We start from the raw sequence: 24,062 nt of genomic DNA, 5'->3' as shown, positions 1-24,062 counted from the left end.
GCGGACACGCCCGTCTCGCCCCATCCGACCAGCGTGTTCGGCCACGATCGGGTTTCGGCGGGGGCCCGGGGGTCATCCGAGGGCATGGCCGACGACGTCGGCACCGAGGACTGAGCGGCCCGCTCCCGGGGCCGGTCAGTAGCCGTCCCGCACCAGGTTCGGCGGCTCCTCGCCCCGCGCGTAGGCGGCCAGCTGCTCGCGCATCACGCCGAACGCCCGGTCCAGGGCGCCGGGCACGCTCCCGCCGACGTGCGGCGTGATCAGCACGTTCGGCGCCGTCCACAGGGGATGGTCGGCGGGCAGCGGCTCCGGGTCGGTCACGTCCAGCGCCGCCCGCAGTCGGCCCGCGGTCAGCTCGGCGAGCAGGGCGTCGGTGTCCGCGACGGGCCCGCGGGCCCCGTTGACCAGCACCGCGCCGTCCGGCATCGCCGCGAGGAAGGCGGCGTCCACCAGGCCGCGGGTCTCGTCGGTCAGCGGGACGACGACCACGCACGCGTCGTGCTCCGGCACCAGGTCGAGGACCTCGTCGATGCCGTGGACCCCGTCCCGGGCGCGGCGGCCGACCAGCGTGGTGGTCACGTCGAACGGGGCGAGCCTGCGCACGATGTGCTCGGCGACGTCCCCCGCCCCGACGACGAGCACCCGCTTGCCGCCCAGCTCCTCGGTGACGTGCTGGGTCCACTCCCCCCGGTCCTGTGCGCGCACGAACCCCGGCAGCTCGCGGTACACGGCCAGCAGCACCCCGAGCACCCACTCGGCGGTCGCGCCGCCGTGCGCGCCCTTGCCGTCCGACAGCGCGACGCCCTCGGGCAGCCGCCCGACCCACGCCTCCGCCCCCGCGGTGAGCAGCTGGACGAGCCGCAGCTTCGGCAGCCGATCGGCGAGCTGGACGACCCGGGCCCCCGCCAGGAACGGCGGGACGAGCACCTCGGCCTCGTCGGCGCCCACGGGCAACGGCTCGGCGGCGTCGTAGAGCAGGGGCTGCAGGCCGGGGAGGCCTGCGAGGGCGTCGACACCCCGCGGATGCGGGACCAGGACCACGGTCATGCCCGGACGGTACTCACCGGCCGCTCACCTCACCCCGCCTAGCCTGGACCCGTGCGCCGCAGTCTGCTGATCGTCCTGGTCGCGGTGCTCGGGCTGCTCGCGGGCTGCGCGTCCTTCCCGGACGAGGGCCCGCGGGACTGGCAGGACAAGATCGAGGGCCAGGGCGAGCTCGGCGGCCCGCCGTCCGTGGCGCCCCCGCAGCAGCAGGAGGGTGGCGGAGGCGGCGGCGACTCCGCGCAGGGGGGCGGACAGGCCCCGACCGGGTGCGTCGACCCGGATCCGCAGGTCGTGGCGACGTGCCTGCAGCCGGTCGGGGCGGTCGCGGTGCTGCCCAGCGGGGTGGCGGCGCTGGTCGGCGAACGGACAACGGGGCGGGTGCTGCGCATCGAGCGCGGGCGAGACCCCGTGCTCGTCACCACGATCCCGGTCGACACCGCGGGCGGCGGCGGCTTGACCGGCCTGGTGCTCTCCCCCGGCTACGCCGAGGACCAGCTCGTCTACGCCTACGCCACGACCCCCGAGGACAACCGGGTGCTGCGACTCGCCCCGAACGAGCCGCCCAAGCCCGTGCTCACCGGGATCCCGAAGGGCCCCACGGGCAACGGCGGCGCACTCGGCGTCGACGCGGGCAACACCCTGCTCGTCGCCACCGGCGGCGCCGGCGGGGCACCCCCGGAGTCGCTGGCGGGCAAGGTACTGCGCATCGACACCCTCGGCAGACCCGCCCCGACCAACCCCGATCCCGCCTCACCGGTCCTCAGCAGCGGCCTCACCGAGCCCGGCGGGATCTGCACGGACACCGCCACCCAGACCTCCTGGGTCACCGACCGGGCCGCGTCCCGGGACGTCCTGTTCCGGGTCCGCCCCGGCCCCCTCGGCGCCCCCGCCTGGACCTGGCCGGACCGCCCGGGCGTCGCGGGCTGCATGACCCAGCCCGGCGTCGTCACGGTCGCCCTGACCACCGCCGCGGCCCTCTCGGTCCTGCGCCCGGCCGAGGACGGCAGCTTCACCGGCGTCCCCGAGACCCTGCTGGGCGGCGTCTACGGCCGCCTCAACGCCGCCACCCTGGGCTCCGACGGCCTGCTCTGGCTCGGCACGGTCAACAAGTCCGGCGGCAAACCGGTCCCCAGCGACGACCGCGTGATCCGCATCCAGCCGCCGAGCGGCGGCGGCGCGAGCAAGTCCTGAGCGTCGGCCGCGCGGGCCGGCGGTGAGATCAGCACCAGTGCTGTTCCGGAGGCTCGGGACAGCACTGGTGCTCAGAAGCCGGTCAGCTGCAGCGCTCGATGATCAGCTCGCGGACCCGCTTGGCGTCCGCCTGGCCCTTCGTGGCCTTCATGACCGCGCCCACGATGGCGCCCGCGGCCTGGACCTTGCCGGAGCGGATCTTGTCGGCGACGTCCGGCTGGGCGGCGAGGGCCTCGTCCACCGCGGCGATCAGGGGGCCGTCGTCGCTCACGACCTTGAGGCCGCGCCGCTCCACGACCTCGTCCGGCTCACCCTCGCCCGCCAACACGCCGTCGACGACCTGGCGGGCCAGCTTGTTGTTCAGCTCGCCGCTCGCCACCAGCGCGATCACGCGGGCGACCTGGGCCGGGGTGATCGGCAGCGCGTCCAGCTCGACCGACCGCGCGTTCGCCTGCTGGGCCAGGTACGCGACCCACCAGCTCCGCGCCTCGCCCGCGGGGGCGCCCGCCGCCACGGTGGCCTCGATGAGGTCCAGCGCGCCGGCGTTCACCAGGTCGCGCAGCTCCTCGTCCGAGATGCCCCACGACTCCTGGATCCGCGCGCGGCGCTCCCACGGCTTCTCCGGCAGGGTCCCGCGGAGCTCCTCGACCCACTCGACGGACGGCGCGATCGGGACCAGGTCCGGCTCCGGGAAGTACCGGTAGTCCTCCGAGGTCTCCTTGCGCCGCCCGGCACGCGTGGTGCCGGACTGCTCCTCGAAGTGCCGCGTCTCCTGGACGATCTCGCCGCCCTCGTCCAGCACGCCCGCCTGGCGGGACATCTCGTACCGCACGGCCCGCTCGACCGACCGCAGCGAGTTGACGTTCTTGGTCTCGGTGCGGGTGCCCAGCACGCCGGAGCCCGTGGGCGAGAGCGACAGGTTCACGTCGCACCGCATGGAGCCCTGGTCCATCCGGACGTCGCTCACGCCGAGCGACTTGATCAGGTCGCGGAGCTGCGTGACGTAGGCGCGCGCCACCTCGGGCGCCCGCCCCCCGGTGTCCGGGATCATCTTCGTGACGATCTCGATCAGCGGCACGCCCGCCCGGTTGTAGTCCAGCAGCGAGTAGTCCGCGCCGTGGATGCGCCCGGTCGCGCCGCCGACGTGCAGCGACTTGCCGGTGTCCTCCTCCATGTGGGCGCGCTCGATGCCCACCCGGACGACAGTGCCGTCGTCCAGCGTGACGTCCATGTAGCCGTCGACGCAGATCGGCTCGTCGTACTGCGACGTCTGGAAGTTCTTCGGCATGTCCGGGTAGAAGTAGTTCTTCCGGGCGAACCGGCCCCAGGGGGCGATCGAGCAGTTCAGCGCCAGCCCGATCCGGATGGCGGACTCCACCGCCGTGCGGTTGACCACCGGCAGCGAGCCGGGCAGGCCCAGGCAGGTGGGGCAGACCTGGGTGTTCGGCTCGGCGCCGAACTCCGTGGGGCAGCCGCAGAACATCTTGGTGTTCGTGGACAGCTCGACGTGCACCTCGAGCCCGAGCGTGGGCTCGTACCGCGCCACGACGTCCGTGTAGTCGACCAGCGTGGTCACCGGGTCACCTCCGGAGCGGTCAGGGCGCCCTCGTCCGCGAGGCGGGAGGCCTCGAACGCGGCGCCGACGCGGTACATCACGGCCTCGCCCAGCGCGGGCGCCATGATCTGCAGCCCGACGGGCAGCCCGTCCTCCTCGGCGAGCCCGGAGGGCACGGACATCCCGGCGACCCCGGCCAGGTTGGTCGGGATCGTGGCGAGGTCGTTGAGGTACATGGCCAGCGGGTCGTCCACCTTCTCGCCGATCCGGAACGCCGTGGTGGGCGCCGTCGGCGAGACCAGCACGTCCGCCTTGGCGAACGCGGCGGCGAAGTCCCGGCTGATCAGCGTGCGGACCTTCTGGGCCTGGCCGTAGTAGGCGTCGTAGTAGCCCGACGACAGCGCGTAGGTCCCCAGGATGATCCGGCGCTTGACCTCGGGGCCGAACCCGGCCTCGCGGGTGGCCGCCATGACCTCCTCGGCGGACGCGCCCCGGCTCACCCGCAGCCCGTAGCGCATGGCGTCGAACCGGGCGAGGTTCGAGGAGACCTCCGACGGCAGGATCAGGTAGTACGCGGCCATGCCGTACTCGAAGTGCGGGCACGAGACCTCGACGATCTCGGCGCCGAGCTTCTCCAGCCGCTGCAGCGCGGCGTCGAACGACGCACGCACACCCGACTGGTAGCCCTCCCCGCCGAGCTCGCGGACCACGCCGACCCGCAGGCCGGACAGGTCACCCTGCGCACCCAGCCTGGCCGCCTCGACGACCGACGGCACCGGCTGGTCGATCGAGGTCGAGTCCAGCGGGTCGTACCCGCCGATGACCTCGTGCAGCAGCGCGGCGTCCAGCACCGTGCGCGCGCACGGCCCGCCCTGGTCCAGCGAGGACGCGCAGGCCACGAGCCCGTACCGGGACACCCCGCCGTACGTCGGCTTGACGCCCACGGTGCCGGTGACGGCCGCGGGCTGGCGGATCGAGCCGCCCGTGTCCGTGCCGATCGCCAGCGGCGCCTCGAACGCGGCCAGCGCCGCCGCGGAGCCGCCGCCGGACCCGCCGGGGATCCGGCTGAGGTCCCACGGGTTGCGGGTGGGGCCGTACGCCGAGTGCTCGGTGGAGGAGCCCATGGCGAACTCGTCCATGTTGGTCTTGCCCAGGATCGTGATCCCGGCCGCGCGCAGCCGGGAGGTGACGGTCGCGTCGTACGGCGGGCGCCAGCCGTCCAGGATCTTCGAGCCGCAGGTCGTGGGCATGTCCGTGGTGGTGAACACGTCCTTGAGCGCGAGCGGGACCCCGGCCAGCGGGGACGCGGGCGCGCTCCCGGCCTCGACCTGCTCGTCCACCAGGGCGGCGGAGGCCAGCGCGGCCTCGGTGCCGACGTGGAGGAACGCGTGGACCTCCCCGTCCACCTCGGCGATCCGGTCGAGGTGGGCCCGAGCGACCTCGACGGCCGAGACCTCCCCGCTCTGGATCTTCGCGGCGAGCTCGGACGCGGTCAGGTGGATCACACTCATGCCTCCTCCCCCAGGATCCGCGGGACGCGGAAGCGGCCGTCCTCCGCCGCGGGCGCCCCGGAGAGCGCCTGCTCCTGGGTCAGCCCGGGGCGCAGCTCGTCCGGCCGGAACACGTTCTCCAGCGGGACGGCGTGCGAGGTCGGCGGGATGTCGTCCGCGGCGACCTCGCCCACGCGGGCGACGGCGCCCAGGATGACGTCGAGCTGGCCCGCGAAGGTGTCCAGCTCCTGGTCCGTCACGGCCAACCGGGACAGTCGGGCGAGGTGCGCGACCTCGTCCCGGGAGATGGAGCCGGATTCGGCGGGCATGTCTCTCCAGGGGATGTCGAAGGGTGTGCCCCGAGTCTATTCGGGCCCGCCGACAGTTCTCACCAGCCCTGTCAACCCCCCGCAACCGCCCGCCTCCGGAGCGCGTTTGGCAGGATTCCCCCTGCGGTGCCGACGGCTCCGCCCGGTGGTGTGCAGTGGTGACGAGGAGGCTTGAAGGCGTGTCGTACCTGCTCCGGGTGGTCCTTCCGGACAAGCCGGGCATCCTGGGTGCCGTCGCGACCGCGCTCGGCTCGGCGGGGGCGGACATCCTCGGGGTGGACGTCGTGGAGCGGGTGGACGGCCAGGCCGTGGACGACCTGGCGATCGAGCTGCCCTCGGGGCGCCCGCCGGACGTCCTGATCACCGCCGCCGAGTCCGTCGTCGGGGTGCAGGTGGAGTCCGTCCGGCCCTACTCCGGGCGCCTGGACACCCACCGTGAGCTGGAGCTCGTCGACGCGATCGCCTCGGACCCCGAGCACGGGCTGTCCCGGCTCGCCGAGGAGGTCCCCCGGCTGTTCCGGGCGGGCTGGGCGATCGTCGCGGTCCGCGAGGAGGGGCGCTCCTACCGGGTCGCCGACTCCTCGGCCGCCCCCGAGACGCGTGCGGGCGACCTGCCGTGGCTGCCGCTGGAGCGGGCCATGATCGTGGACCCCGAGGTGCACTGGGTGCCGGAGCCGTGGAGCGCGCTGGACACCGAGCTGGCGGCGGCGCCGTTCGGCAGCGGGTCGCCCGCCAAGGCGCTGGTGGTGGGCCGTCCGGGCGGGCCGGCGTTCCGGCCGTCGGAGCTGGCCCGGCTGACCCACCTCGCCGGCATCGTGGCCGCGGTCCTGGGAGCCTGACGAATGGCACGGCCCCGTGGATAGGCCCTGGTCGCGGGTCCCGGCGGCGGTCGGGGTGGCGCTGCGGCCGTACGTCGTCAGCGCCACGGACGCGATCATCACCGCGGTCCGGGCCGAGGTCGCGGACTACCAGCTCCCGCTGCAGGGCAACTTCGGCACTCGGATCACCCAGGGCGTGACCTACGCGCTGGGCCAGTTCGTGGGGCTGCTCGGCTCGGACACCGACCTGCCGGACACCCGCATCTACGCCGAGCTGGGCCGGGTGGAGCACCGGCACGGCCGCACGCTCGCCGCGCTGCAGACCGCCTACCAGGTGGGCACCCGGACCGCCTGGCAGGCGATCGGGGACAGCCCGGCCGCCAAGGGGCTGCCGCCCGCGGCCATCTTCGCGCTGGCCGAGGCGCTGTTCTCCTACGTCGAGCAGCTGTCCGCGGCGTCGGTCGCGGGCTGGGCCGAGGAGGAGTCGATGCGGGCCGGGTCGGTGCAGGCGCGCCGGCACACCCTCGTCGAGGCCCTGGTCCGACGGCCCCCGGTCGCCCAGGCCGAGATCGAACGGCTGGTGACGGCGGCGGGCTGGACCCCGCCCGCCCGCGTCGCCGCGCTGGTGGTCGACGACGCCGTCGGGGTCGCCGCCCGCATCCCCGGCGCCATCGCCGCGGACCTCGAGCCCGCCGGGATCGCCGTGGTCCCCGCGGTGCGCGAGGGCTTCGCCGACGCCGTGCGGGCCGCCGTGCGCGGGCGCGCGGTGCTGGGCCCCGCGGTCCCGCTCGCCGAGGTCCACCGCTCCGCCGCCCGGGCGCAGTCGGCCTGGACCGCGCACGCGGCGGGCCTGCTGACCCGGGACCCGGAACCACTGCTGCTGGCGGACACCCACCTCGTCGAGCTGCTGCTCGTCGGGGCCCCGGACCTGGCCGCCGACCTGCGGGAACGGGTGTACGGCCCGCTCGCGGACATGCCCGCGGGCGCGGCGGAGCGGTCGGTCGAGACGCTGCGGGCCTGGCTGGACGCGCACGGCGACGTCGCCACCGCAGCGGCGACCCTGCACGTCCACCCGCAGACGGTCCGCTACCGCCTCGCGAGCCTGCGCGAGATCTACGGGGACGCCCTGGACGACCCGGCGAGGCGCCTGGAGCTCACGATCGCCCTGCGGACCCCCGAGCCCTGAGCGACGCCCCCTCCCGACGCACAAACGGCACTTTCGTGCGGACCTACCGCACAAAAGTGCCGTTCGTGCGAAAAAGGGAGGGGGTCAGGCAGCCAGGCGGGCCGGGGCCGACCTGCGGCCGAGCTTCGTCACTCGCTTCTTCACCGGGGTCGGCGAGCCGTAGCGCTCGTGGCCGCCCGGGAAGGCGAGACGGATGATCTTCTTCCACACCTTCGCGTACTGCTTCGGCAGCGGACCCGCGTTGTAGGGCAGCCCGTAGCGGCGGCAGATGTCCCGCACCTTCGGCGCGATCTCCGAGTACCGGTTGCTGGGCAGGTCCGGGAAGAGGTGGTGCTCGATCTGGTGGCTCAGGTTGCCGGTCATCAGGTGCATCGCCTTGCTGCCGGTCAGGTTCGCCGACCCCAGCATCTGGCGGATGTACCACTGGCCGCGGGTCTCACCGTCGAGCCGCTCCTCCTCGAACGTCTCGGTGCCGTCCGGGAAGTGGCCGCAGAAGATCACGGCGTGGGACCAGACGTTCCGCACGATGTTCGCGGTGAAGTTCGCGGTGAGGTTCGCGACGAAGTTCGGACCGGACAGCAGCGGGAACAGGACGTAGTCCTTGGCCGCCTGCTTGCCGATCTTCTTCAGCGTCCGCATGACCTCGGGCTTGGCCTCCGACCACGGCTTCTCACCGCTGCGGATCTTGTCCGTCTCCATGTCGTACATGGCGATGCCGTACTCGAAGATCAGCGACAGGCCGACGTTCGTGAGCGGCTGGATCAGGTCCGACGGCTTCCACTCCTGCTCCGGGGTGATCCGCATGACCGTGTAGCCCAGGTCGCGGTCCTTGCCCCGGACGTTGGTGAAGGTGTGGTGCTCGTAGTTGTGCGAGCGCTTCCAGAACTCGGCCGGGTCCGCGTGGTCCCAGTCCCAGGTCGTGGAGTGGATCTTCGGGTCCCGCATCCAGTCCCACTGGCCGTGCAGGATGTTGTGCCCGAGCTCCATGTTCTCGAGGATCTTCGCCACGGAGAGCGCGGCGGTGCCCGCGATCCACGCGGGCGGGAACTTCGCGAACAGCAGGATCCCGCGACCGCCGAACTCCAGGCTGCGCTGGGCGCGGATGACGGCGTGGATGTAGCGGGCGTCGCGCTCCCCACGGGAGGCGACGACCTCCTCGCGGATGGCGTCGAGCTCGGCGCCGAGAGCCTCGACCTGCTCGTCGGTCAGGTGGGCGGCGGCGCTGGGGCGCTCGAGGGCGGTCACACTCATGGTTTCTCCTACAGATCGAGGGTGACGTCGCCGGTCGGGGCGGAGACGCAGGTACGGACGGGGCGACCGGGCTGATCGGCGGCGTCGTGACACTCGCCGGTCTGCAGGTCGCGCACGGCGCCCGCGGTGAGCTTGCCGACGCAGGTGTGGCAGATCCCCATCCGGCAGCCGCTGGGCATCAGCGCGCCCGCGGCCTCGGCGGCCACGAGCACCGGGACGTCCGGGCCTGCCTCCGCGACGACGCCGCTGGCGGAGAGGGTGATCGTGCCGCCGGTGCCGTCCATGTGGGCCGCGCGCTTCGGGGCGAAGCGCTCGACCCGGACGTCCGGCCAGGCGTCGGTCAGCGCGTCGAGCAGGCCGGCCGGGCCGCACGCGAGGACCTCGCGGGCGGGACGGTCCGGGACCAGCTCGTCGAGCAGTTCGGGGGTGGGGCGGCCGTGCAGCGCCGTGTGGTGCTCGATCAGGCGCAGCCCGGTGCGGGCGGCGAGCTCGCGCAGCTCGGGGCCGAAGACGACCTCCGCCGGGGTGCGGTCGACGTGCACCAGCACCGCGTGCCGCAGGTCCGCCGGGTCCGCGCTGCGGAGCATCCCCATGACGGGGGTGATCCCGCTGCCCGCGGTGACGAACAGCGGCTTGCCGCCGGGTGAGGTGAACTCGCCCTCGGCGGGCGCGATCCCGACGACCGCGCCGACCGGGGTGTGGTGGGCGAGCCGCCCGGACACCTCGCCGCCGGGCACGGCCGTGACCGTGACCTGCAGTACCGGGTCCCCGGGACGCGAGGTGAGCGAGTAGGTGCGCCAGTGCCAGATCCCGTCGATCTGGAGGCCGATCCCCGCGTACTGGCCCGGCAGGTGCGCCGCGTACGGCGCGCCGGGGCGCAGGAACAGGGTGGTCGTGTCCGCGGTCTCGCGGCGGACGGCGACCACCTTGGCCCGCGGCGCACGCCGGGACCAGAGGGGGTTCAGGGTGCCGAGGACGTCGTCGGGCAGCAGCGGCGTGGTGAACGCCCGAGCCAGGGACCGGACGTGCCTCCCGACGGTCCCGAAACCGGTTGTCACGCTCATGGGTTCCACGCTAAGGATCGTGACCTGTTCGAGACCACCACCTCGACCACGGCCCGGCGGGCAGTTCTGTTGTCCTTCCAACAAGCCGCCGAACGGTGCGTGTCGCTGCCGCGGATCGGGAACCCTACAGCCCTGTCCGGAGTTCCGGAGCGGTCAGACGCGGATGGCGAGGGCCGAACGGACCAGGTCGTCGTTCCCCGTGGCCAGCCAGCCGTCCGGGCGGACGAGCACGTCCTCGAACCCGATCCGGGTGTCCACACCCATGCGCAGCGCGTACTCCAGGACGGGCCAGGCGCCGTCCTCCTCGCCGTGCAGCAGGACCGGGACGGGCAGCTGACCCAGCGCGCGGACGATGCGGATGGCCTCGGCGACGGCGGTCTCCGGGTCCGAGACGACGGTGGACTCGGCGAGCACCCGGACCGTCATCGGCGGGACGCCGCTCTGCCGCAGGGTCACGGCGTCGCCGCTGGTCCAGACCCCCAGCTCGACGCCGATGTTGTTCTGCGCGGCGGCCCGGCAGACGTCCACCCAGCCCTTCTCGTGGACGTTCACCGAGCAGACGTCCGGCTTGCCCTGGCCGAGCCTGCCCCAGCCGTGCACGGCCTCGATGCGCTTGCGCGGGTCCGGCTGGATCCAGCGGCCCGTGGTCACGCCGATCTCGACGCCGGGCGCCTCCTGCCGGATGAGCGCCACCGCGTCCCCGACGTGCACGGGCTCGATGGTCTCGTGGCCCAGCGGGTCCCGGGGGTGGACGTGCACGGACTGGACGCCGAGGCGGGCGACGGCCCGTGCGTCTCGCGCCAGGTGGCGGGCCAGCACGGGCAGCGCGGGGTGCGCGTCCTCCGGACGCGAACCGTTCAGAACCGCCTGCAGCACCGTGCCTCCTTCTCGTCCCAGTGTCCGTGCCCGTGCCGGTTCCGGTTCGGACGGATCACGAACCGGGTGCGCCGACCGGTCCTCGTCGTGCGGGGAGCGAGCGTGTCCGCGCACCGGCGGCGGGCCCCGAGAGCCTAGTCCGCGCGCGCCGGGAGATCGGCTCACGGCACGGCGAGATCCCCCCAACTGTTGACGCGTCTCACGCCCCCGCGGCGGCCTCCGCGTATCGGACGGCCTCCTCCGGACCCCGGTCCAGCAGGACCCGGAAGCCGGCCTCGTCCAGCACCGGGACCCCGAGCTCCTGCGCCTTGTCGAACTTCGACCCGGGTGCCTCCCCCGCGACCAGGAACGCGGTCTTCTTCGACACCGAGCCCGCCGCCCGCCCGCCGCGGGCCATGATCGCCTCCTTGGCCTCGTCCCGGGAGAACTCCTCCATCGAGCCGGTGATGACGATCGACTGGCCCTCGAGGGTGCGCGGGACCGACTCGTCCACCTCGTCGACCATCCGCACGCCCGCGGCCCGCCACTTCGCGACGACCTCGCAGTGCCAGTCGACGCTGAACCAGTCCCGGACGGCCATCGCGATCGTGGGGCCGACGCCCTCCACGCCCGCGATCGGCGCGATGGCGGCCGCGAGCGCCTTCGCCTGCGCGCGGGTGGCGGCCTTCGCCGCCTTCTCGACCTCCGCCGCGAGGGCCTCGGGGGCCGGCACGTCGGACTCGGCGTCCGTGGCGTCGGACTCGCGGGCTGGGGTGTCGGACTCGCGTGCTGGGGTGTCCGATTCGGTGGCCGTGGGGTCGGACTCGCGGGTGGGGGTGGCGGGCTCGGGTACGGGGGTGGGGTCGTCCTCGGCCTCGGAGCCGTCCCCGGTGATCTCCACGCCCGCCTTCTCGGTCTCCACCCGGGCGGTCTCGGCGGCGGCCTCGATAGCCTCCATCGACGAGAACTCCCTGGCCAGCGCCTGGGCCGCGGTGGGCCCGACGTGCCGGATGGACAGCCCGACCAGCACCCGCCACAGCGGGCGATCCTTGGCCGCCTCGAGGTTCTGCAACAACTTGCGCCCGTTCGCCGACAGCACGCCCGCCTTGGTGCGGAACAGCTCGGTCTGGAGCAGGTCCTCCTCGGTGAGCGAGAAGACGTCCCCCTCGTCCTGCACCACGCCGGAGTTCAGCAGCGCCACGGCCGCCTCGTACCCCAGCCCCTCGATGTCGAACGCGCCCCGGCCCGCGACGTGGAACAGCCGCTCCCGCAGCTGCGCGGGACAGGACCGCGCGTTCGGGCAACGCCGGTCGACGTCTCCCGCCTTCTGCTGCACCAGCTCGGTGCCGCACTCCGGGCAGTGGGTGGGCATGACGAACTCGCGCTCCGCACCCGTGCGCACGTCCACCACCGGGCCGAGCACCTCGGGGATCACGTCCCCGGCCTTGCGGATGACGACCCGGTCCCCGATGAGCACGCCCTTGCGGCGCACCTCGTCCGCGTTGTGCAGGGTCGCCATGGACACCGTGGAGCCCGCGACCAGCACCGGCTCCATGACCGCGAACGGCGTGACCCGCCCGGTGCGCCCGACGTTGACCTGGATGTCCTTGAGCGTGGTGGTCGCCTCTTCGGGCGGGTACTTGTAGGCGATCGCCCACCGCGGCGCCCGCGAGGTGGAGCCGAGGCGCCGCTGCAGCGCCACCTCGTCCACCTTGACGACCACACCGTCGATCTCGTGCTCGATGTCGTGGCGGTGCTCGCCCCAGTACGCGACGTGCGCCACGACGTCGTCCACCTTCGTGAACACCGTCGTGCGCGGGGAGACCGGCAGCCCCCACGCCTGCAGTGCCTCGTAGGAGTGCGACTGCGTGACGGGGGTGAACCCGCGACGCTTGCCCACCCCGTGGCAGATCAGCCGCAGGTTCCGGGACGCGGTGACCCGCGGGTCCTTCTGCCGCAGCGACCCCGCGGCGGTGTTGCGCGGGTTGGCGAAGGGCGCCTTGCCCGCCTCGACCAGCGAGGCGTTGAGCCGCTCGAAGTCCGCCAGCCGGAAGTAGACCTCGCCGCGCACCTCGACCAGCTCGGGCACCGGGAAGTCCGCCGTGCCGGTGAGCTGCTCGGGGACCTCCTCCAGGGTGCGCATGTTCAGCGTGATGTCCTCCCCGGTGCGCCCGTCCCCCCGGGTGAGCGCGCGGGTGAGGGTGCCGTTCTCGTACAGCAGGTTCACCGCGAGCCCGTCGATCTTCAGCTCGCAGAGGTAGTGCAGGTCCGACCCGACCTCGCGCACCGTGCGGTCCGCCCAGGCACGCAGGTCCTCCTCGGAGAACGCGTTGTCCAGCGACAGCATCCGCTCGAGGTGGTCGTGGGCGGTGAAGTCCGTGGAGAACTGCCCGCCGACCTTCTGCGTGGGCGAGTCCGGCGTGCGGAGCTCCGGGAACTCGTCCTCCAGCGCGATCAGCTCGCGCCACAGCGTGTCGAACTGGCCGTCCGACACCACCGGCGCGTCGAGGACGTAGTAGCGGAACTGGTGGTCCGCGACCTCGGTGGACAGCGCGGCGTGCCGCTCCCGGACCTCGTCGGGAACGCTGCTGGTGGGAGTGCTCACGTCGGGCAGGTTAGTGGTCGCCGCCGACAGTTTCCGACCATCCGGCCAGCAGTCGCCCGAGCAGGGTGTCGAGCCGGGCGCGGTCGGCGGCGGTGAGCACCGACAGCAGCGCCCGCTCGTTCGCCACGTGCTCCCCGACGACCGCGTCGACCAGCTCGCGCCCGGCCGCGGTCAGCGACACCAGCATGCTGCGCCGGTTGTCCGGGTCCAGCTTCCGCTCGACCCGGCCCGCGGCCTCCAGCTTGTCCAGCCGGTTCGTCATCGCCGCCGGGGACAGCATCAGGGTGCGGGCGAGCGCGGTGGGCGTGAGCGTGTACGGCTCGCCGCTGCGCCGCAGCGCGGCCAGCACGTCGAAGTCGCCGGTTCCCATCCCGTGCCGCGCGAACGTCCGCCCGACCAGCGGCCCCGCGACCTGCGCCAGCCTGCCGAGCCTGCCGAACAGGGCCATCGCCGCGAGCCCCTCCTCGCCCAGGTCCGGCCGCTCGCGGCGCCACTGGTCGGCGATGTCGTCGATCGCGTCCTCCACGTCCGGCACCCTACCTTGACACCGAACATTTCGACGTCGTACTTTTCGAGTATGACGATCAGCTTCTCGGCGGAGGCCGAGGCCCCCGTCCCCGCCGAACGCGCCTGGGCCGTGCTCGCCGACTACTCCCGAGACGCCGAGTGGCGCCACCAGGTCGTGAGCATGGTCTCGACCCCGCCCGGCCCCGCGGAGCCCGGCCAGACCACCGCCGAGGTCATGCGCTTCGCGGGCCGCACCCTGCACAACGACGGCGAGGTCGTCACCTCCGGCCCCGGCCTGCGGTTCACCTGGCGCACCACCTCCGGGGTGGACGCCGAGGGGGCCCGCGAGGTGGTCCCGCTCGGTGCCGACCGGTGCCGGGTGGTGCTGCGCACCCGCGTCCACCCCACCGGCGCCGAGCGGTACTACGCCCCGCTCGCCCGGTTCGTGCTGCGGCACGGCCTGCGCAAGGACCTACGCCGGTTCGTCCAGCAGCTGTGAGGCCCACTCCCGCAGCGTGGCCGCCCGGATCTTCGTCCCGTTGGTGCCCGACGTGGTCGGCATGGCCTCGACGACGCGCACGGACTCCGGCACCTTGAACTTCGCCAGCCCCTCCGCACACCACTCCCGCAGCCCGGTCGGGGTCCGCCCCTGCTCCGCCACCACGAACCCGATCGCCACGGTGGCGCCGGAGGCCGACGGCACGCCGACCACCTTGGCGGTGTGCACGTCCGGGTGCGCCGCGAGCCGCACCTCGATCTCCGCCGGGTCGACCAGGAACCCGTGCAGCCGCAGCGCGTCCCCCATCCGGCAGAAGTAGGCGAACGCGCCGTCGTCGACCAGCACGCCGAGGTCCCCGGAGTGGAACCAGCCGTCCCGGGTGAGCGCGTCCGGCACGTCCGCGCCCAGGTAGCGGTCGACGACGTTCGGGCCGCGGAACTGCAGCTCGCCCTCCCGCCCCGCGCCGAGCACCTCCTCGGTCACCGGGTCCACCACCCGCACCGCGATCGCGGGGTCCACGACCCGGCCGCCACCCGCCCAGCGGTCGGGTTCCGGTTCGTCGAGGGGCCAGTGCGCGACCAGCGCGAACAGCTCGGACGAGCCGTACACCCCGGACGTCGAGGTCCCGAACTCCGCTGCCGCCCACGCGGCCAGCTCGCGGGAGCGGCCCTGGAAGTCCGCGACGCCCCACCAGCGCCACGCGGACAGGTCCTGGTCCCGCCACGCCTCGCGCAGCCGCAGCACCAGGTCGTCCCCGCCGACGACGTGGGTGACGCCGAGCCGGGCCATGTCCGCGAGCACCTCGTCGGCGTCGAAGACCGGGGCGAGCACGCAGACCGCGCCTGCGGCGAGGGCCGCCATCGCGGTGTTGTAGCCGAACACCCCCGACAGCGGGAGCGCGCACAGGACGCGGTCGCGCTCGGTGATGCCGATGGTCGCGGCATCCGCCACCGCGTGCCGCAGCACCCCGGTACCGGAGTGGGCGGCGAGCTTCGGCATGCCCGTCGAGCCGGAGGTGGTGAACGCGACGGCGGGGGCGTCCGGGTCCGACGCCGGCACCGGGCCGTCGATGCCCGTGGGCACCCAGGCCCCGCCGCCGACGTCCGACGTCGCCGGGTCGGGTGCCTCCCGCCCCGGCCCCGCGACCACCGCGACCGGCGGCGCGGGTCCGTCCCCGACGGCCGCCTTCAGCCTGCCGAGCAGGTCGAGGCCGTGGAAGTCGTGTGCCAGTACGACGAGGGCGGGGCGGGCGCGGGCGAGGACGTGCCGGACCTCGTCGACGTTGTACCGGGTGTTGATGCCGATCACGTGCCCGCCGAGGCCCGCGACGGCGAACTGCCAGACCAGCGCGTCCGACCAGTTGGGCAGCCACACGGCGACGCAGTCCCCCGCGCCGATCCCGCGCCCGTCCAGCTCGGCGGCCAGCGCCCGGGTGCGTCGCCACAGCTCGCCGCGCGTGACCGGAACGGGCCCGGCGGGCCCGCGGTCGATCACGACGACCGCGTCCGGGTCCCGTGCGGCGAGGCGTCCGAGCAGGTCGGGCAGGTCGCGGGGTGGGGGGCCGGGCTCGGGGAAGGGGGCGACCGGGTGCGGAACGATCGCGTTCTCCCGCGGTGCCGACGGTTCGCTCGCACGCTCGCTCATGCCGCGGCCTCCCCCAGCTCCGCCAGCCAGCCCGCGAGCACGCCGCCGAAGCCCTCGATCTCCTCCATCGGATAGTGCCCGATCCCGGGCAGGACCGTGCACCGCGCGCCGGGGATCCCGGCCGCGGCGGCCCGCACCCCGTCGGCGGGCACCCACAGGTCGTCCGCGCCGACGACCAGGTGCGCCGGGCACCGGATCTCGCCGAGTCGTTCCCGCAGGTCGTGGGTGGTCCAGCCGATCAGGTCCGAGGTGGAGACGGTGGGGTCCTCGCGCCGGTGCATCGTGGCGATCAGCCCGGCCCGCTCCCGCGACACCGCCCCGCCGACGACGGCGAGCGTCCCCAGCTCGGTCCGGTCCGCCCGGCTCGGCGCGGCCACGTCCGACAGCTCCCGGCGCAGCCCCCGCTCCGACGGCCGCCCACCCGTCCACGCGTCCGCCGCCATCGCGACGATCCCCGCGAGCGGCACCCGGGTGGCGAGGTCGAGGGTGATCTTGCCGCCGATCGAGCAGCCGACGACGTAGGGCGTGACCAGCCCCAGGTCGGCGATCAGCGCGGCGACCCAGGCCGCGTAGTCCCCGAGGTCGGTCACCGGGCCGCCGGGCGCGGGCTCGGAGCGGCCGTGCCCGGGCAGGTCCGGCACCACGACCCGGTACCCGCGCGCCGCGAGCGCCGGCGCGACGTGGCGCCACTGCACCCCGCTCTGCCCCGCCGTGTGCAGGCAGAGCACCGGCGTGCCCGCCCCATGGTCCTCGACGAACGCCGGCGCGCCGCCGATCTCGACGTACCTCATGCGATCTCCCGCGCGGCCGCGACGATCAGGTGGAGGACCCTCGTCAGCCGCAGGTACTCGTAGCCGTCCCCGCGCATGCCGATCCGGCCGGTCATGGCGAACCGCGTCAGGTCCGCGCCGGTGGCGAGCTCCAGCCAGGTCGGCTCGTCCGCCTCGACGACGAACGTGGCCCCCCGCGCCGCCCGCGGCGCCACCTCGATCACCCGGCCGCGGTAGATGCGCAGGTGGACCTCGTCCTCGCCCGCCCGCAACCCGATCGCCCCGTCCCAGCTCGCGACGTGCTCGGCGAACTCCGGGGTCAGGGCCGCGACCAGCGCCTCGGCCCAGGCGACCGTGCCGAACGCCCGCCCGACGGCGTCGGGCCCGGTCCCGCGGGCGTCCACCAGCGCGCTGGTGGTGCCCTCCTGCACGGTCCGCCCGGCGTCGTCGACCAGCCGCATGTGCCGGGTGACCACACCGCGGGTGCCGCCGCGGGTCCGCCGGCAGCGCACGATCGCGAGCTCGAGCCGCAGCACGTCGCCGACGCGGATGGGCGCCCGGTAGGACCAGTGCGTGTCCAGCAGCCCGCGGACCGCCTCGCCGTGCAGCCCGAGGGTCTGCATCAGGCCCATCGCGACCGCGATCCCGAACGGGCCCTGCAGGATCCCGCCCTCGGCGTGCAGCGGATGGTCGTCCCCGGACAGCGCGGTGAACGCGGCGAGGTCCTCGGCGGTCACCGCGCGGGGCGCGCTGGTGAAGCGCTCCCCCACCGTGAAGTCCTCGAACTCGCGGCCCGGCCCGGTCCGACCGGGCCGGACGATCTGCTCGGTCGTCATGCACACCCTTTCGTGAGAACGAACGCCCGTTCTTGCGTCGACGGAACCAGGCCCGACGGCTCGCGTCAAGCCTCTAGACTGCGGGCATGAACGAGCGTTCCGTGGTGGCCCCGAGCCGGGCGAACGAGGCCGCGATCCTCGACGCCGCCCTCACGGCGTTCGGCACGCTGGGGTTCCACGGGGCGTCGATGCGCGAGGTCGCGAGGGGCGCGGGGACCAGCCTGTCGAACCTCTACAACTACTTCCCGTCCAAGGCCCACCTGCTCGCCGAGGTGCTGCGGCACGCCAACGCCGAGCTCGCCGACCGCCTGGCACGGGCGGTCGCCGAGGCCGGGGACGACGCGTCCTCCCGGATGCGCGAGGCGGTGCGCGCGTACGTCGGGTACGTGGTGGACCACCAGCTCGCGATGGTCGTGTCGACCGCCGAGGTCCGCTACCTGCGCGGGGACGAGCGGGACCGGCTGGTCGCGGGGCGGGACGAGAACGAGGCGCTCTTCACCCGGATCGTCGAGCAGGGCGTCGCCTCCGGGGAGTTCCGCTCGCCGTACGCGGCCGACGCCACCCGCGCGATCCTGTCCACCATCAGCGCGATCGCCCTCTGGTACCGCCCGGACGGGCGACTGTCTCGCGGCCAGCTCGCCGAACAGCACGCCCGGTACGCCCTCGCCCTCCTCGAGGCACCCCTCCCGCGACCGTGACCCTTGTGTTCGACGGGCTCCGCCGGCTAGCGTAAGAACGATCGTTCGTACTGAACAGCTCTCGCATCGTCGCGGAGGTCGAACCCATGACCCAGCACCAGCCCCCGGTCCGGATGGGGCGGCTCGCCGGAGCCGCCGTCCTGGCCACCACCCTCGAATGGTTCGACTTCCTGATCTACGCCACGGCCGCGGCACTCGTGCTGGGGCCGCAGTTCTTCCCGTCGGCCAGCCCGGTCGCGGGCACGCTGGCCTCGTTCGCGACGTTCGCCGTCGGCTTCGTGGCCCGCCCGCTCGGCGGAGTCATCGCCGGGCACGTCGGCGACCGGTTCGGGCGCAAGCCCCCGCTCGTCGCGGCGATGCTGGTCATGGGCCTGGCGACCTCCGCGATCGGGCTGCTGCCCGGCTACGCGACGATCGGGGTCTGGGCGCCGGTCCTGCTCGTCGTCGCGCGGCTGGTGCAGGGACTGGGGGTCGGCGCGCAGTGGGGTGGGGCGGCGCTCCTGCTGACCGAGCACGCGCCCGTCGAGAAGCGGGGGTTCTACGGCTCGCTCGTGCAGACCGGCGCGATCTTCGGCGCGGTGCTGGGCAACGTGTTCTTCCTGATCCTCACCGCGAGCCTGACGGACGAGCAGTTCACCGGCTGGGGCTGGCGGGTGCCGTTCCTGTCCGGGCTGCTGCTCGTGCTGATCGGGATCTTCGTGCAGCTCAGGATCTCCGACACGCCGGTGTTCCGCGACCTGCAGCAGCGCTCGCAGGAGTCCACGCGGGAGGCGGGGCTGCGCAAGGCACCCCTGGTGCAGGCCGTGCGCCGGTACTGGCGGCAGATCCTGCAGGCCGCGGGCGCGTTCTTCGTGGTCAACGCGACCTTCTACATCCTGATCAGCGGCATGCTGGACTACGCGACCAAGACCGTGGGGATGTCGCGCTCGTCGATCCTGTGGTGCGTGATGGGGGCCGGGCTGACCCAGGTCGTCACGATGCCGTTCTTCGGCGCGCTGACCGACCGGATGGGCACCCGCAAGACGCTCTACCTCACCGGCACCGTGCTCATGGCGGTGTTCGCGTTCCCGCTGTTCTGGCTGGTGAACACGGGGTCCGTGCCGCTGGTGTTCCTCGCGATGCTGATCGGCTTCACCATCCACGCCACCATGTACGGGCCGCAGGCCACGCTCTACGCCGAGATGTTCCCGGCGGACGTCCGGTACTCCGGCGCCTCGCTCGGCTACCAGTTCGCGTCGGTCTTCGCCGGTGGGCTGGCGCCCTTCATCATGGCGGCGCTGCTCGCCGCGACCGGCTCCTCCTGGTCGGTCTCGCTCTACATCATCGCCGCGGCCGCGATCACCTTCGTCGCCGTCGCGACGATCGGGGAGCGGTTCCGTCGGGACCTCTACGAGACCTCCGACGCCGTCCCGGCCCGGGCCGCCGCCTGACGAGGTGCCCGCAGGCTCGGCGGGGAAGGCGGGTCAGACCGCCGCGGGCACCTCGGCGGGGACGGGCCTGCGGGTCGCCGCCCACCGCGCGACGGGGCCCGTCGCGAGGCCCGCGGCGAGGAACACCAGTCCGAGCGCGAGCCAGCCCGCGATCCCGCCGCCGAGTACGACCCCGGTGAGCAGCAGCGGGCCCGCCGCCCGGGCGACCGAGCTTCCCATGGCGAAGAAGCCCTGGTACTGGCCCTGGCGACCGGCGGGGGCGAGGTCGAAGGACAGCTGCCAGCCGCCCGCGGAGAGCAGCACCTCCCCGACCACCTGCAGCACCGCGGCGGCCAGCAGGACCGCCCCCGCGCCCCAGGGCGACACCCCGAACGCCGAGGCGGCGAAGGCCCCGCAGGCGGCGAGCAGCAGGATCCCGGCCCGACGGACCGCGCGGCCCGCGCCCGGCACGTCCCGCACGCCGCGCCCGGCCCGGACCTGGAACAGCACCACGCCCACCGTGTTCACCACGAACAGCGCCGCGACCGTCCAGCCGGGGGCCGCGGTCCGGGTCGCGATCCACAGGGGCGCGACGACGCTGAGCATCGGCATGTAGAGCAGCATCACGCTCTGCAGCAGCGTGACCAGCGCGTACGGGCCGTCGCGCAGGACGTCCGAGCGGCTCGGCGCGGGGGCCGGGTGCGCGGCGGCCGACACCGCGGCCGACACGGCGCCGGGAGGGGTCGGTGGGAGGACGCGGAGGACGAGGGCCGCGGCGAGGAAGCCGAGGGCGTCGAGCACGAACGCGGAGACATAGGCCCCGGGGGTGTCGAGCAGCAGCGCGATCCCACCCAGCGCCGCGCCGATCCCGATCCCCGCGTTGCCCAGCGCCTGCATCCGCGCCCGGACCGCCGTCCGCTCGGCGGGCGCGATCACCGCGGCGAGCAGGGCCTGCCGGGCCGCCGTCGACCCGGTCTGCGCCGCCGCGTAGAGGCAGCACACCAGCGTGAACGCCAAGGGCGCGCCGACCACCAGGAACAGGCTGATCGCCAGCGCCGTGGCCAGCCCGGCCGCCACCGCGACCGGCCGCGGGCCGAGCCGGTCCGCGAGCTGGCCGACCGGCACGCCCGCGAGCAGCCCGGTCGCCCACCCGACCGTCAGGCCGATCCCGATCTGCAGCACCGACAGCCCGACCACCCGGCTGAAGAACAGCGCCGAGCACACGTGGAAGGCGCCGTCGCCGACGGAGTTCACCAGCTGGGCCAGGGCCAGCACCCTGGCGGGTCCACGGAAGGTCATGAGGAGACCGTACGAACCCGAGCGGTCCGATCGAAGAGCCAAGAATGCGGCAGGTGAATGGGCCAATCGGCTAGCCTGCCCCGGTGGACTGGCAGCTCGACGTGGGCGCGCGCGGGGACCGCACCACCGCCCTCTACCAGCAGATCCGCGCCGCCGTGCTGGACGGGCGGCTGCGCCCCGGCGACCGCCTGCCGCCGACCCGCGAGCTGGCCGCCCTGGTCCGGGTCGCGCGCGGCACCGTCAGCTGAGCCAGGGCTCCCGCCGCGTGGACCCACATATGGCACGAACATGGGTCTACGGGAGTACTCGGAGAGCATCGGAGGGTGCTCCGCGGAGACCGTAGTGCTGGTAGATGCGGTGGATCACCTCGACCCGTGGCCTTCCAAACCGGCTACGCGGGTTCGATTCCCTCGCCCGCTCCACCTCTGAACAGCGAAAACGCTGCGTTCATGATCGCAACCAGCGACATCATGGAACGAGAAATGGAACGAACGAGGTTTACTCCCGTTCCATGGCAGACAAGCTGGGCACCCGGACCAAGCGCGCGACGGGCACATCGAGAGGTCCCGAGCGGCGCTCTGCGCATCCGCGTGACTGGCGGCCGTGCGGGGCGTGCTGACGTCCGGGGCGCGGGTCGAGACGTTGGTCGGGCCGGCGGGGACCGGGAAGTCGTTCGTGGTCGGTGCGATCGCCCGCGGTTGGACAGACCCGGTGCTGCACGACGGCGACAGCGAGCGTCGCGTCTTCAGCCTCGCCACCTCGCAGGTCGCCACAGAGGTCCTGGCAGGGGAGGGACTGCGCGCGCGGAACGTCGCGCAGTGGCTGGGCACCCAAGAACGCGACGAGCCGGAGTGGCGGCTGCGCGCGGGCGACCTGGTCGTCGTCGACGAGTCCGCGATGACGGACACCCCCGCGCTCGCCGCCATCCATCAGCGGGTCGACGCGGCCGGCGCGAAGCTCCTGCTGGTCGGCGACCACAAGCAGCTCGCCGCGGTCGGCGCCGGCGGCGGGATGGACCTGCTCGCCGGGTCCGGCGCCCGCTACGAGCTCAGCGGGCGCCCGCCGGTTCACCGAGGACTGGGAACGCACTGCATCGCTGCGGCTCCGCGCCGGGGACGAGTCCGTGCTGCGCGAGTACCACCGGCAGGGTCGGTTGCTCGACTCCGGCTCCGCCGAGCTGGCCGAGGCGTCGGCGTCGCGCGCGTGGCTGGCCGACACCCTCGCCGGGCGCCGCTCGATCCTGCTGGTCGACACCAACGAGCAGGCCGCGCAGCTGTCCGCATCCCTGCGCGCCGAGCTCGTCCGCCTCGGCCGGGTCCAGGGAGATCGGGGTGTCGCTCGGGCTGCAGGGCACGTACGCGGGCGTTGGGGATCTCGTCGAGGCGCGGGCGAACGGTTGGGATTTGGCCGGTCGGCACGGGAACCGGCGAGGCCCGATCAACCGGGAGACCTACCGGGTCACCGCGCTGCGGGAGGACGGCGGGCTGGACGTCGAGACGCTCGACGGCGAGCCGATCGCGCTCCCGGCGTCGTACGTGGGTGATCGGTTGGCTCTGGCGTACGCGTCCACGGTGCATTCGGCGCAGGGGTCGACGGTCGACACCAGCCACGTCGTCGTCACGCAGCGGACCGGGCCGGCGGCGCTCTTCGTCGGGATGTCGCGTGGTCGGGCGTCGAACACAGCTGAAGCGGGAATGCGGGCCCAGCGGCATCGCCTGAGCGCCGCCTCGACGGTCGCGGAGTTCGTCCTGAAGCGCCTTCGAGGCGCCCGTCTTGGTGGGACCTCGGCGACGGATCTTGCGGGTCTTCCCGTCGAGATCGCGGTAGCGGCACTGGGCGACCCAGACGCCAGCCTCCCGCCAACGCAACAGCAGTCGACAGCATCGACGAGCTCGCCCAGGACGGGATCTTCGAAGACGACGCCGAGCTCGACGAGTTCCTCGCCGACCTCCGTCAGATGCGCCGCTCCCAGCATCGCCTGACGTGCGACGGATCATCCTCGACACCGACGTCGCTAGCGCCCGGGTACGACGACTCCACGCCCTGACGTTCGACTGGGCCGCGAGAGACCTCAGCGAGGCACGCGACAGATGCGCCGGCCCCATGGCCCTGCTCACACGGTGTCAGACTGCGCACGTCCGGGTGCTCGTTGCATGATCTCGATCGCCTTGTCGATGAGCTTGGCGAGCTCGGAGCCGCCGTCGTCGGCCTCGCGGACCAGCCCGCCCAGTATGGTGCGCGAGAACAGGAGGACGATCTCCTCGACGCTCTGGGGGCCGTCCGGCCGATACCAGGTCCAGGCGTAGTTGCACATGCCGAAAACCTGGAGTGCCGTCATACGCGGGTCGGGCGTGTGAAATACACCCCGTTCGACGCCTTCGCGCAGGATGTCGACCACAAACCCGGTGTAGCGGTCGCGCTCCTGCCTCGCGTACTGATTCAGCTCGCCGTCGAAGTAGCGAACCAGCTCCCGCAGGCAGGAGAGGCTTGCTGCCCGGTCGTCCCGGTGCGCCGCGAGCAGGGCGTAGATCATCGCCACGAGGCGGGAGACGGGGTCTTCGAGCTGGGCATGGACGTAGTCCACCTCGGCGAAACGACGCGTGAAGTAGGCGACATGGAGTTCCCCCAGCAGCGCTTCCTTGCTCTTGAAGTGATGGACGATCGTGCCTTTGCTGAGGTTCAGTTCCGCCGCGACATCGGCCAGGCTCGTGTCGGCGTATCCACGGTCAGCGACGTGCTCGGCGAACACCCGCAGGATGGCGTCACGCGAACTGGCGCGTGGGCTCCGGTCGGGCATGGACGCAACTATAGAGAGCGTCACGATAGTGATCTGGGCCATATTACTGCACTGACCGTACGGGCGGTCAGTACAGTTCCGGCGTCCGCTGCTGGCACCGAAGCCACGAGGAGCATCGTGACCTCTAGCCCTACAGATCCCCCCGCGCTCTCCTACGCGTCGGGGATCTCCGATGTGCCCCTGCTGGGGGACACGATCGGTGACAACCTGGACCG

General features: G+C 73.5%; 21 protein-coding genes and 2 pseudogenes. 9 read left to right on the top strand and 14 right to left on the bottom strand.

Annotated elements, in window-relative coordinates; all coding sequences use genetic code 11:
- Nucleotides 1-135: 135 nt before the first annotated feature.
- Nucleotides 136-1,047, bottom strand: a complete 912-nt coding sequence (locus tag ABD993_RS25540; RefSeq protein ID WP_345423577.1) for a 2-hydroxyacid dehydrogenase — start codon at nucleotides 1,045-1,047, stop codon at nucleotides 136-138.
- Between the two features lie 51 nt (nucleotides 1,048-1,098).
- Between ABD993_RS25540 and ABD993_RS25535 the strand changes: the two genes are divergently transcribed.
- Entirely contained in the window at nucleotides 1,099-2,235 is a 1,137-nt protein-coding gene (locus tag ABD993_RS25535) for a PQQ-dependent sugar dehydrogenase (RefSeq protein ID WP_345423574.1), read from the top strand.
- 82 nt (nucleotides 2,236-2,317) lie between these two features.
- Here the strand turns inward: ABD993_RS25535 and gatB are convergent, their stop codons facing one another.
- From gatB to gatC, 3 genes are read right to left on the bottom strand one after another with little or no spacing between them, the layout of a single operon-like run.
- A complete protein-coding gene (gatB, locus tag ABD993_RS25530) occupies nucleotides 2,318-3,811 on the bottom strand; it encodes an Asp-tRNA(Asn)/Glu-tRNA(Gln) amidotransferase subunit GatB (protein ID WP_345423571.1) in 1,494 nt (497 codons plus the stop codon).
- Nucleotides 3,808-5,301 carry an Asp-tRNA(Asn)/Glu-tRNA(Gln) amidotransferase subunit GatA gene (gatA, locus tag ABD993_RS25525; protein WP_345423568.1) on the bottom strand — a complete coding sequence of 498 codons (1,494 nt, stop codon included), beginning with the start codon at nucleotides 5,299-5,301 and terminating at the stop codon, nucleotides 3,808-3,810. Before gatA ends, gatB begins: the two co-directional genes overlap by 4 nt.
- Entirely contained in the window at nucleotides 5,298-5,609 is a 312-nt protein-coding gene (gene gatC / locus ABD993_RS25520) for an Asp-tRNA(Asn)/Glu-tRNA(Gln) amidotransferase subunit GatC (protein ID WP_345423565.1), read from the bottom strand. Before gatC ends, gatA begins: the two co-directional genes overlap by 4 nt.
- Before the next feature lie 179 nt (nucleotides 5,610-5,788).
- Between gatC and ABD993_RS25515 the strand changes: the two genes are divergently transcribed.
- The gene (locus ABD993_RS25515) at nucleotides 5,789-6,448 is read left to right on the top strand and encodes an ACT domain-containing protein (protein ID WP_345423562.1); all 660 of its coding nucleotides are present in this window, start codon (nucleotides 5,789-5,791) and stop codon (nucleotides 6,446-6,448) included.
- A 16-nt stretch (nucleotides 6,449-6,464) separates the two neighbouring features.
- Complete coding sequence (locus ABD993_RS25510; protein ID WP_345423560.1) at nucleotides 6,465-7,613, top strand: PucR family transcriptional regulator; 1,149 nt, start codon at nucleotides 6,465-6,467, stop codon at nucleotides 7,611-7,613.
- An 84-nt stretch (nucleotides 7,614-7,697) separates the two neighbouring features.
- Here the strand turns inward: ABD993_RS25510 and ABD993_RS25505 are convergent, their stop codons facing one another.
- The 5 genes and pseudogenes from ABD993_RS25505 to ABD993_RS25485 form a co-directional block, all read right to left on the bottom strand.
- Nucleotides 7,698-8,864 (bottom strand): fatty acid desaturase family protein, encoded by a 1,167-nt coding sequence (locus tag ABD993_RS25505; protein WP_345423558.1) that lies wholly within the window; start codon nucleotides 8,862-8,864, stop codon nucleotides 7,698-7,700.
- 8 nt (nucleotides 8,865-8,872) lie between these two features.
- The gene (locus ABD993_RS25500) at nucleotides 8,873-9,928 is read right to left on the bottom strand and encodes a ferredoxin reductase (protein WP_345423555.1); all 1,056 of its coding nucleotides are present in this window, start codon (nucleotides 9,926-9,928) and stop codon (nucleotides 8,873-8,875) included.
- Between the two features lie 153 nt (nucleotides 9,929-10,081).
- Complete coding sequence (locus ABD993_RS25495; protein WP_345423552.1) at nucleotides 10,082-10,804, bottom strand: 3-keto-5-aminohexanoate cleavage protein; 723 nt, start codon at nucleotides 10,802-10,804, stop codon at nucleotides 10,082-10,084.
- Nucleotides 10,805-11,081: 277 nt separating this feature from the next.
- Nucleotides 11,082-13,388, bottom strand: a pseudogene (gene ligA / locus ABD993_RS25490) (NAD-dependent DNA ligase LigA); the annotation flags it as partial.
- 10 nt (nucleotides 13,389-13,398) lie between these two features.
- Nucleotides 13,399-13,914: a MarR family winged helix-turn-helix transcriptional regulator gene (locus ABD993_RS25485; protein ID WP_345423549.1), complete on the bottom strand. Its 516-nt coding sequence runs from the start codon at nucleotides 13,912-13,914 to the stop codon at nucleotides 13,399-13,401.
- Nucleotides 13,915-13,965: 51 nt separating this feature from the next.
- On the opposite strand from ABD993_RS25485, the gene ABD993_RS25480 reads away from it, so the two are divergent.
- Nucleotides 13,966-14,394, top strand: coding sequence for an SRPBCC family protein (locus ABD993_RS25480; RefSeq protein WP_345423546.1), 429 nt, complete (start codon nucleotides 13,966-13,968; stop codon nucleotides 14,392-14,394).
- On the opposite strand, the gene ABD993_RS25475 is transcribed toward ABD993_RS25480, so the two are convergent.
- Genes ABD993_RS25475 through ABD993_RS25465 form a run of 3 tightly spaced genes read right to left on the bottom strand, consistent with a single transcriptional unit; the run spans nucleotide 14,368 to nucleotide 17,644 of the window.
- Nucleotides 14,368-16,038 (bottom strand): AMP-binding protein, encoded by a 1,671-nt coding sequence (locus ABD993_RS25475; protein ID WP_345423543.1) that lies wholly within the window; start codon nucleotides 16,036-16,038, stop codon nucleotides 14,368-14,370. The two genes, ABD993_RS25480 and ABD993_RS25475, sit on opposite strands and share 27 nt — an antisense overlap.
- On the bottom strand, nucleotides 16,035-16,829 hold the full coding sequence (locus ABD993_RS25470; protein WP_345423540.1) for an alpha/beta fold hydrolase: 795 nt from the start codon (nucleotides 16,827-16,829) through the stop codon (nucleotides 16,035-16,037). The genes ABD993_RS25475 and ABD993_RS25470 overlap by 4 nt, the downstream gene beginning before the upstream one ends.
- Nucleotides 16,826-17,644, bottom strand: a complete 819-nt coding sequence (locus ABD993_RS25465) for a hypothetical protein (protein WP_345423537.1) — start codon at nucleotides 17,642-17,644, stop codon at nucleotides 16,826-16,828. The genes ABD993_RS25470 and ABD993_RS25465 overlap by 4 nt, the downstream gene beginning before the upstream one ends.
- A gap of 86 nt (nucleotides 17,645-17,730) precedes the next feature.
- On the opposite strand from ABD993_RS25465, the gene ABD993_RS25460 reads away from it, so the two are divergent.
- Together ABD993_RS25460 and ABD993_RS25455 are read left to right on the top strand one after the other, a co-directional pair.
- Nucleotides 17,731-18,342 (top strand): TetR-type transcription factor C-terminal domain-containing protein, encoded by a 612-nt coding sequence (locus ABD993_RS25460; protein ID WP_345423534.1) that lies wholly within the window; start codon nucleotides 17,731-17,733, stop codon nucleotides 18,340-18,342.
- Nucleotides 18,343-18,428: 86 nt separating this feature from the next.
- A complete protein-coding gene (locus ABD993_RS25455; protein ID WP_345423531.1) occupies nucleotides 18,429-19,772 on the top strand; it encodes an MFS transporter in 1,344 nt (447 codons plus the stop codon).
- A gap of 33 nt (nucleotides 19,773-19,805) precedes the next feature.
- Here the strand turns inward: ABD993_RS25455 and ABD993_RS25450 are convergent, their stop codons facing one another.
- On the bottom strand, nucleotides 19,806-21,050 hold the full coding sequence (locus ABD993_RS25450; RefSeq protein ID WP_345423529.1) for an MFS transporter: 1,245 nt from the start codon (nucleotides 21,048-21,050) through the stop codon (nucleotides 19,806-19,808).
- Between the two features lie 83 nt (nucleotides 21,051-21,133).
- Here ABD993_RS25450 and ABD993_RS25445 point away from each other — a divergent pair, with 83 nt between their 5' ends.
- The 3 genes and pseudogenes from ABD993_RS25445 (at nucleotide 21,134) to ABD993_RS25435 (ending at nucleotide 23,032) form a co-directional block, all read left to right on the top strand.
- A complete protein-coding gene (locus ABD993_RS25445; protein WP_345423526.1) occupies nucleotides 21,134-21,298 on the top strand; it encodes a GntR family transcriptional regulator in 165 nt (54 codons plus the stop codon).
- A gap of 355 nt (nucleotides 21,299-21,653) precedes the next feature.
- A pseudogene (locus ABD993_RS25440) lies at nucleotides 21,654-22,022 on the top strand (AAA family ATPase); the annotation flags it as partial.
- A 359-nt stretch (nucleotides 22,023-22,381) separates the two neighbouring features.
- Nucleotides 22,382-23,032, top strand: coding sequence for a hypothetical protein (locus ABD993_RS25435; RefSeq protein ID WP_345423620.1), 651 nt, complete (start codon nucleotides 22,382-22,384; stop codon nucleotides 23,030-23,032).
- 131 nt (nucleotides 23,033-23,163) lie between these two features.
- On the opposite strand, the gene ABD993_RS25430 is transcribed toward ABD993_RS25435, so the two are convergent.
- Complete coding sequence (locus ABD993_RS25430; protein WP_345423523.1) at nucleotides 23,164-23,847, bottom strand: TetR/AcrR family transcriptional regulator; 684 nt, start codon at nucleotides 23,845-23,847, stop codon at nucleotides 23,164-23,166.
- Between the last annotated feature and the right edge of the window lie 215 nt (nucleotides 23,848-24,062).

Origin of the sequence: Pseudonocardia xishanensis, assembly GCF_039541715.1 — a bacterium.
Taxonomy (GTDB): domain Bacteria; phylum Actinomycetota; class Actinomycetes; order Mycobacteriales; family Pseudonocardiaceae; genus Pseudonocardia; species Pseudonocardia xishanensis.
Note: the sequence above shows the minus strand (reverse complement) of the source record. Positions and strands in the feature narration are given on the sequence as shown.

What these genes read in the sequence shown, in the direction of transcription:
- ABD993_RS25540 (WP_345423577.1), bottom strand. Translation starts at nt 1,047, where the DNA reads ATGACCGTGGTCCTGGTCCCGCATCCGCGGGGTGTCGACGCCCTCGCA.
- gatA (WP_345423568.1), bottom strand. Translation starts at nt 5,301, where the DNA reads ATGAGTGTGATCCACCTGACCGCGTCCGAGCTCGCCGCGAAGATCCAG.
- gatC (WP_345423565.1), bottom strand. Translation starts at nt 5,609, where the DNA reads ATGCCCGCCGAATCCGGCTCCATCTCCCGGGACGAGGTCGCGCACCTC.
- ABD993_RS25505 (WP_345423558.1), bottom strand. Translation starts at nt 8,864, where the DNA reads ATGAGTGTGACCGCCCTCGAGCGCCCCAGCGCCGCCGCCCACCTGACC.
- ABD993_RS25500 (WP_345423555.1), bottom strand. Translation starts at nt 9,928, where the DNA reads ATGAGCGTGACAACCGGTTTCGGGACCGTCGGGAGGCACGTCCGGTCC.
- ABD993_RS25480 (WP_345423546.1), top strand. Translation starts at nt 13,966, where the DNA reads ATGACGATCAGCTTCTCGGCGGAGGCCGAGGCCCCCGTCCCCGCCGAA.
- ABD993_RS25475 (WP_345423543.1), bottom strand. Translation starts at nt 16,038, where the DNA reads ATGAGCGAGCGTGCGAGCGAACCGTCGGCACCGCGGGAGAACGCGATC.
- ABD993_RS25470 (WP_345423540.1), bottom strand. Translation starts at nt 16,829, where the DNA reads ATGAGGTACGTCGAGATCGGCGGCGCGCCGGCGTTCGTCGAGGACCAT.
- ABD993_RS25465 (WP_345423537.1), bottom strand. Translation starts at nt 17,644, where the DNA reads ATGACGACCGAGCAGATCGTCCGGCCCGGTCGGACCGGGCCGGGCCGC.
- ABD993_RS25460 (WP_345423534.1), top strand. Translation starts at nt 17,731, where the DNA reads ATGAACGAGCGTTCCGTGGTGGCCCCGAGCCGGGCGAACGAGGCCGCG.
- ABD993_RS25455 (WP_345423531.1), top strand. Translation starts at nt 18,429, where the DNA reads ATGACCCAGCACCAGCCCCCGGTCCGGATGGGGCGGCTCGCCGGAGCC.
- ABD993_RS25450 (WP_345423529.1), bottom strand. Translation starts at nt 21,050, where the DNA reads ATGACCTTCCGTGGACCCGCCAGGGTGCTGGCCCTGGCCCAGCTGGTG.
- ABD993_RS25430 (WP_345423523.1), bottom strand. Translation starts at nt 23,847, where the DNA reads ATGCCCGACCGGAGCCCACGCGCCAGTTCGCGTGACGCCATCCTGCGG.